Genomic DNA, 13,796 nt, shown 5'->3' on the forward strand with positions numbered 1-13,796 from the left:
CGATGCCGCGCTTGGTGATGCCGGCGGCAAAGCCCGTCAAATCGCCGGTGACGCCCCCGCCAAAGGCGATAATCAGGTCAGAGCGCTCAAGATTTAGGGCGAGCAGCGCCTCGGTCACCCGTTCAAGACTGGCAAAGCTTTTGCTACCCTCACCTGGGGCAATCTCGATCAAATCCCATGTAATGCTTGCTTTGGTAAGACTATCGCCAAACACCCCGCCATGCAGCGCCCAAGCGGTGGAGTCTGCGATGATCGCAACGCGGGGTCGTTTCATCAGCGGGCGGATCAGCGCCCCGGCTTCGGCCAAGAGGCCTTGGCCGATATCAACAACATAGGACCTTTGATCTAAGGCCACTTCAACGGTTTGCTTCACGCCACGCTCTCCAAATCCCCATGCGCGCGCAGGGCCGCAATCACCGCCTCCACCGTAATATGGTGCGGGCCTTCGCGGGACTCTACAATTATGTCAGCTTCCGCATAGGTCGGATAACGTACTTCCATCAATTTTTCCATGATTTCGCGGGGGTCGCCTGCGCGCAAAAGCGGCCGATCATCACGGCGTGACACGCGCTTGACCAAAGTTTCCAAATCCGCGCGTAACCAGACCGTCGTCGCGCGTTGGCGCAACATGACCCGCGTCACGGGGTTCATAAAGGCCCCACCGCCGGTCGCCAAAATATGGGGCGGCTCTTCCAAGATGCGGGCGATCACGCGGCGCTCGCCAGCGCGAAACTCATCCTCACCGCGTTCGGCAAAAATATCGGCAATCGGCCGACCCGCCGCAATCACGATCTCATCATCGGCATCTTTGAACGGGACGTTTAACTGCGCTGCTAGGCGCCGCCCGACCGACGACTTGCCTGCCCCCATGAGGCCAACCAGCGCCACGGTCCGTTTGAGCGGAACAGGAAAGGGTGGCTGCGCTTGAAACATGGCCTAAACGTAACGCCCCGCAGGCTTTGGCGCAACTCCAAGCCGCAAGGAGAACCCACCATTGCTATGCACGTGCGCATCCGGCAAAGGCGCTGAAGCAAGTTTGCATGCTTTATTCCTCGCCCAATCATAGCTACACACAAGACGCGACTGAAACAGAATGAAGGTTCGAAATGTCTAACGCCTCCACGGCCAAAAAAGCGTTTGGCTTTCTGCCCGAAGAAGCACTGCCCGGCACCGTTCTCGTCTTGTCGGCGGTGTTGGCCATGATCGTGGTCAACTCGCCCTTGGCTGGTCTCTATCATGCCATTCTCGACACCAAAGTGACCGTCGGCCCTACCGAGGGCGGGATCGAGATGAAATTCTCCTATTGGATCAAAAATGGTCTGATGGCGATTTTCTTTTTCTTTGTTGGCTTAGAACTCAAACGGGAATTGTTGGAAGGCCAATTATCAAACCCAACAGCCGCGATTTTGCCGATCATTAGTGCGGCTGGGGGCATGGCTGTCCCGGCCCTGATCTTCGTGTTTTTTGCAGCACCTGCCGGCTTTGGCCATGGCTGGGCGATCCCTGCGGCGACCGACATTGCCTTTGCGCTCGGCGTGTTGTCTCTTCTGGGCAATCGCGTCCCGCCCGCGCTGAAGGCCTTCTTGCTGGCTGTTGCGGTGGTGGATGATTTGGGCGCGATTGTGATTGTGGCCTTTTTCTATACCGAGACGTTGCATCTTAGCTATCTGGTGCAAGCTGGCGTGGTGATGGGCATCCTGATCGCTATGAACCGTTTCAAAGTCCGCGCGATCGGGCTTTATGTACTGGTCGGGGTCGTGCTGTGGGTATTCATGCACCAAAGTGGGGTGAGTGGCACGATTGCCGGGGTTTTGGTTGCTGCCTGCGTGCCGATGCGCGACCGCCACGACAAGTCGCCCCTGCACGAGGCGGAGCATGATTTCAGACCATGGGTCTTATATGGCATTATGCCAGTCTTTGCCTTTGCCAATGCGGGGGTCGATTTGGCGGGGGCTGAGAAATATCTCACCCATCCGGTGACTTTGGGTGCGGGCTTAGGCCTTGTTCTGGGCAAGCCGATTGGCATTGCGCTCAGTGGCTATTTGGCCGGCAAAGTCATGCGCGCCAAGCTTCCAGGCACCTTCCCGCAAATGGTGGGTGTAGCTTGTGTTGCGGGTATTGGCTTTACCATGAGCCTGTTTATCGGGGCGCTTGCCTTCAAGGACCCTGCCCTTGCCACGCCAACGCGGCTTGGCGTTTATGCGGGCTCTGTCATCTCAGCCATTTTGGGCCTGTTGATCCTTTCGCGCGTCTTGCCGACAGCCGATAAGGTTGCCCCCTCAACAGAGGGGGATGAAACCGCCCCCTTCATCAAGCCTGAACCCGTGTTTGAAGCCCGCGACCGCGCCGACTAACCCCTTAGGCTGGCGCGTTGGCTTTAAGCGCGAGGGCATGGACGGGCCCTGCCAATTCCTCGGCGAGCACCTGATAGACGGCGCGCTGGCGCTCAACGCGGTTGAGGCCGGTAAAGGCTGCACTCACAATCGTGACGTGAAAATGTGTCTCGCCCGTCCCTGTTGCCGACCCACCCTGCTTGGCAGCATGAACAGCGGCACCGGCATGACCAGCGTGACTGGCACTTTCGTCTAAGATTTCAAGCACAAGCGGAGCAAAAGCCTCGGTCAATTTTTTTCGCATCTGTATTTGCACGGGTCCCATCGGTCATTCGTCCTTGTCTGTAGCGGCAGTCAAACGCATATTAGGCCCCTCATGACAGATTCATTCTCCTACCGCCCTAAATTTGTGGACATTCGGGTGCGAAAGCCACCGGTTGTCAAAGTAAACCCCGATGTCCAAATGTGCGAGCACGATGGATGTGGGGCCGAAGCGACATGTCGTGCGCCCAAAAGCCGCGATAATCCGGGCGAGATCTGGCATTTTTGTGAGAAGCACGCCGCGCTCTACAATAAGAATTGGAACTTCTTCGAGGGCATGACCGAAGATGATGCGCGCGCCCATCGCGAAGCGGCAGCCCATGGTGGCCGCCCGACTTGGACATTCCGCGCCAGCGCCAACTCGCCCGACGCCCATGTCTATAAGAAGGCTGCGACGAGTGATGAAACCAAAGACCCGTTTAGAGCTTTCGCGGGCCGTCGCGCCGCCGCAGGTCGCCCCGCCCCTAATCCACAAGAAAACCGTCCCTCTGCCCCCGTTCTAAAAGCGCTCGATACGTTGGGCTTAGATGCCCATGCTGACCGGGCCAAAGTGCGCAGCACCTATGCAGCCCTTGTGCGCCAGTATCACCCAGATTCAAACGGGGGGGATAGAAGTGCTGAGACCCGCCTCAATGCGGTGGTGAAGGCCTATAAGGTGCTGAAGACCGCGCGCCGGGCTTAAAAGAAGTTGTAGTCATCCAGGACGGCAAAGCCGAGTCCCAGACCCCATGCCGCAAAGTCCCCTGAAGTCCCCGCTCTCCACTCAAGCTCTGGTGGAGATGATAAGCGTTGTTGGAAGCCCACGACGCCTGCGGAAAAGCCTCGCAAAAATGTCACAGCGCACCATGTCAGCAGTTCGAACAGAAATGCATGCTTGACGGCGCGCGTCTGATCCTCAAACAAGACGCTAAGAGGACCTGATAACGACCATGACTGATACATTGATTGCCGCGCTGCCTGACACGACTGTTTCGGTCGAAGATGTTTTTGGTTTTGCCTCGAAGCTGACGGTTCCCGCTTTCAGCCAGTCCAATGAATATGTCCCCGAATTGGACCCCACTTATAAGTTTGATCCCCAAACCACCCGCGCAATCTTGGCAGGCTTTGCCCATAATCGCCGCGTGATGGTTCAAGGCTATCACGGCACGGGTAAGTCGACCCATATTGAGCAAGTCGCTGCCCGCCTGAATTGGCCCTTGGTGCGCGTCAATCTCGACAGCCATGTCAGCCGGATCGATCTGGTCGGCAAGGATGCCATCGTTCTCAAAGACGGCAAGCAGATTACCGAATTCCGTGAAGGCATTCTGCCTTGGGCGCTGCAACGCAATGTCGCCTTGGTGTTTGACGAATATGACGCCGGCCGCCCCGATGTAATGTTCGTGATCCAGCGCGTGCTCGAAGCCTCTGGCCGCTTGACCCTGCTCGACCAGAATAAGGTCATTAAGCCCCATCCAGCCTTCCGCCTGTTTGCCACCACCAATACGATTGGTTTGGGCGACACGACGGGCCTGTATCACGGCACCCAGCAAATCAACCAAGGCCAGATGGACCGCTGGTCCCTTGTCACCACGCTCAATTATCTCGACCATGATGTGGAGACCGACATTGTGGCCGCGAAGCTGGGTGAGACTGATCCTGCCAAGCGTGCGGAATTGGGCAAGATGGTGCGGGTTGCCGATATGACGCGCAATGCCTTCATGAATGGCGATATCTCAACCGTGATGAGCCCGCGGACGGTGATCACTTGGGCGCAAAATGCCGATATTTTTGAAGATGTTGGACTGGCCTTCCGCCTCACCTTCTTGAATAAGTGTGACGAGCTTGAGCGGCCAACTGTGGCTGAATTCTACCAGCGTTGTTTCGGGGCAGACTTGCCAGAAGCCGCCCACCGCGTGCGGGTAGCCTAAAGGAATAAGCGCCAGTGGCCGCGCTTTAGGCGGCCACGGGTGCACCTTTTAGGTTCGCTGGAACGCCATCGCGTTCGCTGGCTGGTATTTCCAGATAATAGGTTGGTGGCGCGATATTCAGGCGCTTGCGTGCGGCGTCCAAAGGCTCTGCCAACAGACGCTCATAATGCTGTACCGGCAACCAAGCCGCCTTGCGGCCATTCTGATAGGCCTGCCACACCGCCTTAAACACAGGCCGACCTGGCAACAGGCGCTGAAGTTCACGTGCGGCCGCAAAACCGATCAAGGCAAAGCCCAAAGACCGCGTCTGCGGGAAGGAAAAGGACACCACGCAGGCTTCGCCCAACGCGTCTGTCTGATAGCCACTCAGCACGTGCCAGAGGTCATGGACATCGCGCATCCGCCGACCATACCACGCATAGGGATGAAGCGAGTCGATCTCATCGCCCGTCGCGCGGCTTTCTTCTGCAAGGCCTTCAGCAGAGATCTTGCGACCTTGCACAAAGGCCAGATAGGCCCGGCCTACGCTGCCTTCAGGCAGCTTGGCCAACGTCTCATGGTCATCCAAAATGGGCTGCAACTCTACCCGGTCATAGGCGATACGACCGCCTTCTTGCGAGCGCAGCAGGCGCATATAGCCATTGGGAATCGAGCGGCCTGAAAGGGCACGCATGATTTCAAAAACGGCCTTGGTGTCTTCTTTATTGTTCAACAAGCGGCTGATGCCACGTGCTGCTGCACCAAAGTCGTAGCCGATACGGGAGAGGAGCGTTTCTGTCATAAGCCTATCTAACAAAATTTCGTACCGTCGTAAAGTGACGCCTACGTCATTTTTATAAAAAAGTGGTGAACTAGGTCTCTTCCTCTGGCGGATCGTCGGCTTTAATGGCGATGCCGCGCTTGGACAAAGCCTCGCGCAGCAGCACTTCTACTTGCACATTGGCCGAGCGAAACTCGGCAGCCGCCAGCCGCTCTACCGCACTCAACACCTGCGGGCTGATGCGCAATAGAAACGGCTTACGGGGCTTGGCGGCCATGTCTCACCCTGCCCTAATAGAGCGTGCCGGCATTGACGACGGGCTGGGCCTCGCGGTCGGCACACAACACGACCAAGAGGTTTGAGACCATCTGGGCTTTGCGTTCCTCATCCAAGGTCACAACGCCACGGGCTGACAATTGCTCAAGCGCACTTTCCACCATGCCGACAGCTCCCATCACGATCAATTGGCGCGCCGCCAGAATGGCTTGCGCCTGCTGGCGCTTCAACATCGCCCCTGCAATTTCGGTTGCATAGGCCAAATGCGAGATACGGGCTTCATCCACCCGCATACCGCCAACCGCCAAGCGCTGGTTCAAGCGCTCTCCCAATAGGGCGGCAACATCTTCGGCATGGCCACGCAGGGTCAACTCCCCCTCCGCGGCATGATCGTACGAATAATGGGCAGCAATATCGCGCAGCGCGGTATCAATCTCGATCCGGCTAAAGCGTTCATAATCATCGACGTCAAACAGGGCTTGCGCGGAATCTTGCACACGCCAGACCACATTGGCGGCGATTTCAATCGGATTGCCGTCCTTGTCATTCACCTTCAGCTTGTCGGACGTGACGTTACGGACGCGCATGGAGATTTTCTTGCGCGTCAACCAGGGCCATACCCAGCGCAAGCCCGTCGCGCGATCTGTGCCCCGATAGGCACCAAACAGCAAAATCGCCACAGCTTCATTGGGCTGGATGGAATAAAAGCCACAAATGCCAAAGGCGCTCAGGCCAATCAGAATCGAGGCGAGGGCAAAGTTCGCATCTTCGCCGCCAGCTACGATTAGATAAACAGACACAATGATTGCCAGCACAAAGGCAAGAAACATAGGCACGCCCGGCATCGACAATGTTGGACGCTCTTCCGTGCGGTTAATTTCGGTCCGAGACATCTCAAACTCCTTTTCTCAGTATCAATATGATATCACTTTGTGATCATAATGCAAGCGGAAAAGGAGCTTTGCCCTCTGTCGTCCCCGATGGCGCAGCCAATCGGGGAACTTGTGCCGCAAAGTCCCACGAAGATTCCCGCTCGCAGCTCACGCTTCGGCGGGGATGACATCGTGGGGGTACCGCCTCAAGCCACCAAACCACTTTCCAAGATACGGGTACGAATAAATTCATGGGCCAATTCGGGCGTCGCGGCACGCAAGGCACCAGCACGCCACAGGTCAAACAGGCCATGCGCCAGCCCCCAGGCCGAGAAGACGCGATTGCGTACTGCCTCCTCCCCTGCCCCATCCTCAAAGGCTTGCATGGCCAGGGCGATGACCCGGCGAACCTGTTGGCCCGGAACGGGTTCGGCCAATAAAGCGGCCGCTCGCAGGGAAAACATCAGCCGGTAGAGGCTGGTCTCGTCAAAAGCAAAGCTCAAAAAGCCATCAATGAGCGACAGCGCATTGAGGTCAGACCCGCTCGGAAGGCGCTCTGCCAATAGCGCAAATCCTTCACCCGCCACCGCCTGTTTCAGCGCATCCTTATCGGCGAAATAGCGATAAAGGGCGCGATGGCTCACGCCAATTTCGCCTGCCAGTTCCCGCACGGTTGGCAATTCATCCTCACCCCGACGCAGACGTGCCACCACGGCCGTAAGGGCGGCTTCTTTCAAGGCACCGTGGTGATAGGGCTGATCTGAGTCGGACTTGGGCATGGTCAGCCCATCTTTAAGCCAGCAAGCGCGCCTGACAACCGCCTTGACAGCCGATAGGCCTGAAATGTATCCATTGGATACATTATGGAGAGCAAGCTATGTATGACATGATCAAGAACCATTTGGCCGGAGCGGTACCCTTTGCCGACACAACAGGGGTCACGCTTCTCGACATTGGCGCGGGTGAGGCCACCGCCAGCCTTGAACAACGTCCAGAAGTCAATAATCATATCGCGAGCCTGCATGCGGGGGCCTTGTTCACCTTGGGCGAAGCCGCATCGGGGGCTGCCATGAGTGGGGCATTTGTCGAGCACTTGCTGCAAGTTCGCCCCATCGCCACCGATGCCGCGATTGACTATGTCAAAATCGCCAAGGGCACGATCACCGCGAAAGCAAAAACCAGCGAACCAGGCCCCGATCTGGTAGCCCGTCTGGCAGCCGACGGCAAAGTCCGGTTTCAAGTCGATGTGACGCTGAGCAATGAAAGCGATCAAGAAGTAGCCCGCATGAAAGTAGGGTGGCTGGTATCGGCACGCTGAACACGCGACCTTGGGCTGATCCTACCCGCGACTGCGGTGGGGGTGGATAGATTGGGGGTGAAGGGATGCCTCAGGCACCCAAATCGTCATCCCAGACGGCGCTAGCCGAGTCCCAGACCTTGTTTCGCAAAATCCCCTGAAGTCCCCGCTCTCCACTTCGTTCCGGCGGGGATGACATCGTGGGTGTACCCCTTCAGTCCCTTCGGGACAGCTTCCCCGTAAACGGGGAAGCGGCGAGTCCCCATTGCTTCCGCTTGCCGCTTCCCCATTCATGGGGAAGCTCCGGCGAAGCCGGTGAAGGGGTGTTGCAGCATTCTTAGAAGCACTTTGGTGCCCCCTCGGTTCCACCAAAATGGGTCGAGAAGAAAAGCAGGCCCTTGGACCGGGCCACATCATCGGAAAACGGCTGAAGCGCAAAGGCCACAAAAAATCCCGGCTGGCGGGGCCAACCGGGATCCTTTGTTCTTCGATGAAGAAACGGGTTTATGCGGCGCGAGTGGCCAAAGTGCCCGTCAATTTCTTGATGGCTTCTTCGCGGTTGACGCTTTCGATCGCAGCCACTTCACGAGCCATGCGGTCGAGGGCGGACTCATACAATTGCCGCTCGGAATAGGATTGCTCTGGCTGGTCGGTGGCCCGATGCAGGTCGCGCACCACTTCGGCGATTGAAATCAAGTCGCCCGAATTGATCTTCGCTTCATACTCTTGGGCACGACGGCTCCACATGGCGCGCTTGATGCGGGCACGGCCCGTCAAAGTCTTCAAGGCATCGTCCATAATGGAAGGGCCAGACAAAGCCCGCAGGCCGCCGGTTTTCACTTTTGATGTGGGAACGCGCAAAGTCATTTTGTCTTGATCAAACGCAATGACGAAAACTTCCAGGCTCATGCCTGCTACTGTTTGGGATTCGATCCCGGTGATCCGACCAACGCCATGCGCTGGATAAACCACAAAGTCACCAATTTGGAATGTTGTCTTCTTAACGTCGCTCATCGCGAACTCACCCTCGCACCATGCCAGCCCGTCAGAGACAAAAAGCTACTTGCACCGCCACGCGCTTTCCTAAAAAAGATCGTTACGATGTTGAGCCAATTTGCTTCGTAAGGCTGGGGTCCACCAGAGAATGCTGTGCAGGACTGCACCAGCCCCGTTCATATATCATAAATAATTCAGAAAGTGAAGCGCGCAGGATGCGACAGCCTCGGACGTTACCGCACATCTAACTTGCTGCGACAGGCTGTGCGCCGCCAATCAGGGCCTGACGTTCGGCTGGCGTCAATAAACGCCACTTGCCTTCAGGCAAGTCACCTAAGGTCAAGCTGCCAATGCGAATACGGCACAGATCGACCACATACAGGCCCACCGCCTCGCACATGCGCCGGATTTGCCGATTGCGGCCTTCGGTCAGAATGAAGCGCAAGCGATAGCGCCCAATGACTTCCACCACCGCGGGCTTCAATTCGCGGCCATCGAGCACCAAGCCATAGCGCAGCTTTTCCAAGGCCCACTCGGTGATAATGCCTTCAATCGCCACCAAATATTCTTTCTCAAGGCCCGATTGTGGGCCGATCAAGGCTTTGGCCAAGACGCCATCTTCAGAAAGAACCAAGAGCCCGCGTGAGTCCATATCCAAGCGGCCCACTGGGGCTAGGCTCATCTCCTCATCTGGAATGATGTCGGAGGTTCCGATCAGATTTTCGCGCGTCAGCAAGCGAATCGCCGGGACTTGCCCCGGTTCAGGATGGGCCGAGACAATGCCGGGCGGCTTATTGATGACGATGGAGAAGCGATTGTCGAGTTGGGATTTGCCAGCTTCGGCAATGGTCAAGGTTTGACCGGGCTGGATCTTGCGCCCCATGTCGGCGACGGTTTCGCCGTCGATGGAGACCAAGCCCGCGTCAATTAAGGCTTCGGCTTCACGGCGCGAGCAGACCCCGGTCTGGCCCATCCATTTATTGACGCGCATCGGCTCTGCGCCGTCATAGGTTTTGGACCAACTCATCAGACTAACTCCAAAGGCCTCGCGACCTTCTTGTGGGCACGCGCTAAGCGCGCCAAGCTTATAGCTTAATTGCCTTCGCCGGGATTGGGCGAGAAATATTTCTCAAACTTGCCCTCTTCTTTGGCAAAGTCATCACGGTCTGCAGGCGGCTCGCCCTTAACCGTGATGTTCGGCCAAATCTTGGCATAGTCGGAATTGATCTTCAGCCACTTGCCGTCGGGCTCATCTTCGGTGTCGGGCTTGATCGCATCCACCGGGCATTCAGGCTCGCAGACGCCGCAATCAATACATTCGTCGGGGTGGATCACCAGAAAGTTTTCGCCTTCGTAGAAACAATCTACCGGGCAAACTTCGATACAATCCATATATTTGCACTTCACGCAGGCGTCAGTCACGATATAGGTCATGGTCCTAGCGGGGGCTCCTTAGTAGTTTTTCGGCGCCGATGTGACCGCGCTGACCCGAAAGGTCAACCTCGTCCCGGCTGATTGCGGTATTATAGAGCAGAACGGCCTCGGATGCAGGCCCTCGCCTCACACCTAGAGCAAGAATTTCTACATGGTAGGGGTGGCCTGCAATGGCAAAGGCCAAAACATCGCCCGGCGCGATGGTATAGCCGGGCTTGTCAATCTTGCGGACGGCCAAGCCGCCCCGCGCCAGACGCACCCCTTTGCGGGAGATGAATTCCGTCGCCGAGCTGCGGGTCTTAAAAAAGCGGGCGCGCCACAGCCAAACGTCCAGCCGGGCGCGATCGGCCTCCTCGCTCATTCAGCTTGTGGCTCCACCGTGGGCGCAGGCGTGCTGCCATCGCCCTTGTGGGGTTTCTTGCCCTTATGCTTCTTCGACGACTGCCCGCCTTTGGCTGGCTTTGCCGGTTCGGCGGTCAGCTTAAGGGCTGCCAAAACGGCAAATGGATTGGTTGGATCAACAGCACCACCGCCCGTGCTTGGGCGCGGCGGGGCGGCGGCAAAGCTGCGACCCTCTGGCCCGCGATGCGGCGGACGACCGCCTTCAGGGCGCTTAAACCCGCCTTCACGGGGTGGACGATTGCCATCGCGACGCTCACCCTGCGCGGGCCGTTGGCCCTCGGGGCGGGGTGGACGGGGTTCGCGGGGTGTGCCCTCGCCCGACGCTTGGCCTTGTGGACGGGGGTTCGGGGCCCGATTGGGATTGCCGCGCTTAAACGGGCGCTGATCGGTGCGGGGTGGCTTTGTGCGCTTCCGCCGCCACAAAGTGACGGTCTCCATCGCTGCAGGCTCTGACGTGGTTCCTGCCTCAAGAAGTTCGGCCGCTTCAGCTGCAGCCTCAACCACTGGCGCAGCTTCAGCTTCTGGCGCGGCCTCTGGGCTAGGCTCACCATCCGGCGCACCGCCCTCATTGACTTCCGCCTCGCTCGCCGCATCGGTAACGGGTTCAACAGCGACAGGTTCAGGCAGCTTTACGGGCCGGGTCGTCTCAAACTTCTCCCAGCCAAGCGCCTCAACCACGGCTTCGGCGTCTTCATTCGACGCCCCGAGCAGCGACACAATGACCGGCGGGAACTGGCAAGGCCCCTTGGCCGCTTCTGCCGCTTCAAACAAAGCGTCGGCAATCCGGTCGACAATATCAAGCCGCACGGCACGTTGGCCAAAGGCGCGGAAGCCTGCCGCGGCTAAGGGCTTAGGCTCAACTGGACCTGTCAAGGTAAAGCTCGTCACGCCCAAAGGCGGCAAGAAGGGCGCGCTGACTGCGGGATCTCCACCCGCAGCAAAGAAGGCAAGCAAAGCATGCAGGCGGGCAGGCCGTGGCTTTAGAAGCGCTGGGGCATAAATATTGGCGCGACCAAAGCGTAAGCCCACCGCGCGCAGCGCCTTGCGATCTTCTTGCGACAATTGCTTGATATCGGCATCAAGCTCTGCCCGGTCCATGACGCCACCGGCTTCAGCAACCCGATACGCCACCCCACGGGCAAGGCCCTTCAGGCTTTCGCCTTCCGCAGCTTCCGCCAAAGCCTTTAGGGGGCCCAGATCCCGGGTCACAATTTCCAGCAACCAATTGTCGAGCCGCTCTTGCGCGCGCTTCAACACATCTTCAGGACCCAATTCGCCGCCCAGCATCACAGCCTTTGGCTTCAACAAGGGCTGGCGGCCCATCAGCTTGGCGATCTCATCGCCCCGCCAGATGATGACACCCAAATCCGACAGGACAAAGTCGTTGATGCCACCTGTGGCAATCGCCTCAAGTCGACGGGTAAGTTCCGGCCGCAAGGCTTGGAACGCCGCATTCTTGACGGCACGCTCTTCCAACCCAGTGGCGTCTGGATCTGCCTGAAAGCGCAAACCGACGAGGCGGCCAATCGCATGGCCCTCCACAGTCACTTCGCCGGTTTCTTTCACGTCAACTTCCATGGCATTTTCCCGTTTGAGGCCCTTCAACAGGGCGGAGGTACGCTTATCAATGAAGCGCTGCATTAAGCGCTCGTGGAGTGTATCAGATAGTCGGTCTTCTATCACCCGAGTCTGGCCTTGCCAGTGTCTATTTTCATCAACCCAGTCAGAACGATTGGCGACATAGGTCCAGGTGCGGATTGCTGCCAATCTTTGTTGCAATTGTTCTATATCACCATCGGTCCTGTCGAGCTCATTTACCCGACGCGCGAACCAGTCTGATGGGATCACGCCTTTAGGCTTAAGCAGGTGTTCGGCCAATCCTTCAATCAGATGAACATGCTCATCTTGGGGTGCTTTGCGAAAATCGGGTAGCTGGCAGACATCCCATAAGCGGCGCACGCCGACAGAGGAGCGCGTGAACGGCTGAACCCACTCCAAGATCGCCAAGCGGCGAAACGCCTCTTCATCGATGGCCCCGCGGGAGCGTTTCAGCGAGGGATGTGGCGAGGGTGCCTCTAGCGAGGCGATCAAGGCTTGGCAGGACCGATAATCGAGATCTGATGTCCGCCATTCCAGCGCATCAACCGGCTCAAACTGATGCCCTTCAATCCGCTCGATGGTCTCGGTGTCGAGATCAGGGCAGTCTGCGGTTTCACCAAAGGTGCCATCGGTGCGAAAGCGGCCGGCCCGTCCGGCAATCTGGGCAATTTCATCGGCTCGAAGCGGCCTATGCCGCCTGCCATCAAATTTAGACAGGCTGGCAAAGGCCACATGGTCAACATCCATATTGAGGCCCATCCCGATTGCGTCGGTGGCCACCAGAAAATCAACTTCGCCAGATTGATACAGGGCAACCTGCGCATTTCGGGTGCGCGGGCTCAAGGCCCCCATGACGACCGCCGCACCGCCCTTATGGCGACGGATCAATTCGGCGATGGCATAGACCTCTTCTTGGCTGAAGGCGACAATGGCGCTGCGCCGGGCCAGCTTGGTGATCTTTTTGACGCCGGTATAGCTTAAGGTCGAGAGCCGCTCGCGCCGTTCGATCTCAATGCCCGGGATCATAGCGCGGATCATGGGCCGCATGGTGTCAGAGCCTAAGAACATCGTCTCGGCTTGGCCGCGTGCCCGCAGCAGACGATCTGTAAAAATATGCCCGCGATCGGGGTCGGCACAAAGTTGGATTTCATCAATGGCAATAAAGGAAAACGGCCGGTCAAGCGGCATGGCCTCTACGGTGGCGACAAAATAGCGGGCAGAAGCAGGAACAATCCGCTCCTCCCCCGTCACCAGCGCCACATGGCCGACCCCCTTTTGCTTGACGATGCGGTCATAGACTTCGCGCGCCAGAAGGCGCAGCGGCAGGCCAATCATACCCGTGGGATGGCCCAGCATACGCTCCACCGCCAAATGGGTCTTACCCGTATTGGTTGGGCCCAAAACGGCCCACACCCGGCTATCGCGATCAATCAGTCCAACCATAGGTCCAGACCTAGAGTTTTATTGGGTCAGGGGAAACCCTCAACTGCGGTTGGAAAAGAATCACCTTTAGCCCCGCCAAGAAAAGTCTTGCGAGGGTGCACCATAAAGAGGGGCCGGGGCGCAGGATCTACGCCAATTAAGTGGGCCAGATTAACG

The 13,796-nt window shown here is 57.9% G+C and carries 16 protein-coding genes; 4 read left to right on the top strand and 12 right to left on the bottom strand.

Features of this window, described 5'->3' with window-relative positions; translation table 11 throughout:
- Positions 1-373: iron-containing alcohol dehydrogenase (locus tag IOB61_RS05760; RefSeq protein ID WP_290813526.1), on the bottom strand; the 373-nt coding region annotated here is incomplete at its 3' end.
- A complete protein-coding gene (locus IOB61_RS05765) occupies positions 370-933 on the bottom strand; it encodes a shikimate kinase (protein WP_367272815.1) in 564 nt (187 codons plus the stop codon). The genes IOB61_RS05765 and IOB61_RS05760, both read right to left, overlap by 4 nt.
- 173 nt (positions 934-1,106) lie before the next feature.
- Here IOB61_RS05765 and nhaA point away from each other — a divergent pair, with 173 nt between their 5' ends.
- Positions 1,107-2,354 carry a Na+/H+ antiporter NhaA gene (gene nhaA, locus IOB61_RS05770; protein WP_290813529.1) on the top strand — a complete coding sequence of 416 codons (1,248 nt, stop codon included), beginning with the start codon at positions 1,107-1,109 and terminating at the stop codon, positions 2,352-2,354.
- Positions 2,355-2,358: 4 nt separating this feature from the next.
- Here nhaA and IOB61_RS05775 read toward each other — a convergent pair whose 3' ends face one another.
- Positions 2,359-2,637, bottom strand: coding sequence for a BolA family transcriptional regulator (locus tag IOB61_RS05775; RefSeq protein ID WP_290813532.1), 279 nt, complete (start codon positions 2,635-2,637; stop codon positions 2,359-2,361).
- A 72-nt stretch (positions 2,638-2,709) separates the two neighbouring features.
- On the opposite strand from IOB61_RS05775, the gene IOB61_RS05780 reads away from it, so the two are divergent.
- Together IOB61_RS05780 and cobS are read left to right on the top strand one after the other, a co-directional pair.
- Positions 2,710-3,336, top strand: coding sequence for a DnaJ domain-containing protein (locus tag IOB61_RS05780; RefSeq protein ID WP_290813535.1), 627 nt, complete (start codon positions 2,710-2,712; stop codon positions 3,334-3,336).
- Positions 3,337-3,583: 247 nt separating this feature from the next.
- The gene (gene cobS, locus IOB61_RS05785) at positions 3,584-4,561 is read left to right on the top strand and encodes a cobaltochelatase subunit CobS (RefSeq protein WP_290813537.1); all 978 of its coding nucleotides are present in this window, start codon (positions 3,584-3,586) and stop codon (positions 4,559-4,561) included.
- 25 nt (positions 4,562-4,586) lie between these two features.
- Here the strand turns inward: cobS and IOB61_RS05790 are convergent, their stop codons facing one another.
- The 4 genes from IOB61_RS05790 to IOB61_RS05805 all read right to left on the bottom strand — a co-directional run bounded on the left by IOB61_RS05790 (position 4,587) and on the right by IOB61_RS05805 (position 7,248).
- A complete protein-coding gene (locus IOB61_RS05790; protein WP_085340881.1) occupies positions 4,587-5,342 on the bottom strand; it encodes a Coq4 family protein in 756 nt (251 codons plus the stop codon).
- Between the two features lie 70 nt (positions 5,343-5,412).
- Positions 5,413-5,598, bottom strand: a complete 186-nt coding sequence (locus IOB61_RS05795) for a hypothetical protein (RefSeq protein WP_290813542.1) — start codon at positions 5,596-5,598, stop codon at positions 5,413-5,415.
- A gap of 13 nt (positions 5,599-5,611) precedes the next feature.
- Positions 5,612-6,490: an SPFH domain-containing protein gene (locus tag IOB61_RS05800; protein WP_290813545.1), complete on the bottom strand. Its 879-nt coding sequence runs from the start codon at positions 6,488-6,490 to the stop codon at positions 5,612-5,614.
- Between the two features lie 185 nt (positions 6,491-6,675).
- Positions 6,676-7,248 (bottom strand): TetR/AcrR family transcriptional regulator, encoded by a 573-nt coding sequence (locus IOB61_RS05805; RefSeq protein ID WP_290813547.1) that lies wholly within the window; start codon positions 7,246-7,248, stop codon positions 6,676-6,678.
- A gap of 98 nt (positions 7,249-7,346) precedes the next feature.
- Here IOB61_RS05805 and IOB61_RS05810 point away from each other — a divergent pair, with 98 nt between their 5' ends.
- Positions 7,347-7,787, top strand: a complete 441-nt coding sequence (locus IOB61_RS05810; protein ID WP_290813550.1) for a DUF4442 domain-containing protein — start codon at positions 7,347-7,349, stop codon at positions 7,785-7,787.
- A 483-nt stretch (positions 7,788-8,270) separates the two neighbouring features.
- Here IOB61_RS05810 and IOB61_RS05815 read toward each other — a convergent pair whose 3' ends face one another.
- From IOB61_RS05815 to IOB61_RS05835, 5 genes are all read right to left on the bottom strand, one after another.
- On the bottom strand, positions 8,271-8,780 hold the full coding sequence (locus IOB61_RS05815; RefSeq protein WP_085340886.1) for a CarD family transcriptional regulator: 510 nt from the start codon (positions 8,778-8,780) through the stop codon (positions 8,271-8,273).
- A 226-nt stretch (positions 8,781-9,006) separates the two neighbouring features.
- Complete coding sequence (locus tag IOB61_RS05820) at positions 9,007-9,789, bottom strand: pseudouridine synthase (RefSeq protein ID WP_290813555.1); 783 nt, start codon at positions 9,787-9,789, stop codon at positions 9,007-9,009.
- A 65-nt stretch (positions 9,790-9,854) separates the two neighbouring features.
- Entirely contained in the window at positions 9,855-10,196 is a 342-nt protein-coding gene (gene fdxA / locus IOB61_RS05825; protein WP_085340888.1) for a ferredoxin FdxA, read from the bottom strand.
- Positions 10,197-10,200: 4 nt separating this feature from the next.
- Entirely contained in the window at positions 10,201-10,557 is a 357-nt protein-coding gene (locus IOB61_RS05830; protein WP_290813559.1) for a S4 domain-containing protein, read from the bottom strand.
- On the bottom strand, positions 10,554-13,640 hold the full coding sequence (locus tag IOB61_RS05835) for a helicase-related protein (RefSeq protein ID WP_290813562.1): 3,087 nt from the start codon (positions 13,638-13,640) through the stop codon (positions 10,554-10,556). Before IOB61_RS05835 ends, IOB61_RS05830 begins: the two co-directional genes overlap by 4 nt.
- Positions 13,641-13,796 lie beyond the last annotated feature (156 nt).

The organism is Aquidulcibacter sp. (genome assembly GCF_020253525.1).
GTDB lineage: Bacteria > Pseudomonadota > Alphaproteobacteria > Caulobacterales > Aquidulcibacteraceae > Aquidulcibacter.

Coding starts and splice junctions, on each gene's coding strand:
- IOB61_RS05765 (WP_367272815.1), bottom strand. CDS start 933: ATGTTTCAAGCGCAGCCACCCTTTCCTGTTCCGCTCAAACGGACCGTG.
- nhaA (WP_290813529.1), top strand. CDS start 1,107: ATGTCTAACGCCTCCACGGCCAAAAAAGCGTTTGGCTTTCTGCCCGAA.
- IOB61_RS05775 (WP_290813532.1), bottom strand. CDS start 2,637: ATGCGAAAAAAATTGACCGAGGCTTTTGCTCCGCTTGTGCTTGAAATC.
- IOB61_RS05780 (WP_290813535.1), top strand. CDS start 2,710: ATGACAGATTCATTCTCCTACCGCCCTAAATTTGTGGACATTCGGGTG.
- cobS (WP_290813537.1), top strand. CDS start 3,584: ATGACTGATACATTGATTGCCGCGCTGCCTGACACGACTGTTTCGGTC.
- IOB61_RS05790 (WP_085340881.1), bottom strand. CDS start 5,342: ATGACAGAAACGCTCCTCTCCCGTATCGGCTACGACTTTGGTGCAGCA.
- IOB61_RS05795 (WP_290813542.1), bottom strand. CDS start 5,598: ATGGCCGCCAAGCCCCGTAAGCCGTTTCTATTGCGCATCAGCCCGCAG.
- IOB61_RS05800 (WP_290813545.1), bottom strand. CDS start 6,490: ATGTCTCGGACCGAAATTAACCGCACGGAAGAGCGTCCAACATTGTCG.
- IOB61_RS05805 (WP_290813547.1), bottom strand. CDS start 7,248: ATGCCCAAGTCCGACTCAGATCAGCCCTATCACCACGGTGCCTTGAAA.
- IOB61_RS05810 (WP_290813550.1), top strand. CDS start 7,347: ATGTATGACATGATCAAGAACCATTTGGCCGGAGCGGTACCCTTTGCC.
- IOB61_RS05815 (WP_085340886.1), bottom strand. CDS start 8,780: ATGAGCGACGTTAAGAAGACAACATTCCAAATTGGTGACTTTGTGGTT.
- IOB61_RS05820 (WP_290813555.1), bottom strand. CDS start 9,789: ATGAGTTGGTCCAAAACCTATGACGGCGCAGAGCCGATGCGCGTCAAT.
- fdxA (WP_085340888.1), bottom strand. CDS start 10,196: ATGACCTATATCGTGACTGACGCCTGCGTGAAGTGCAAATATATGGAT.
- IOB61_RS05830 (WP_290813559.1), bottom strand. CDS start 10,557: ATGAGCGAGGAGGCCGATCGCGCCCGGCTGGACGTTTGGCTGTGGCGC.
- IOB61_RS05835 (WP_290813562.1), bottom strand. CDS start 13,640: ATGGTTGGACTGATTGATCGCGATAGCCGGGTGTGGGCCGTTTTGGGC.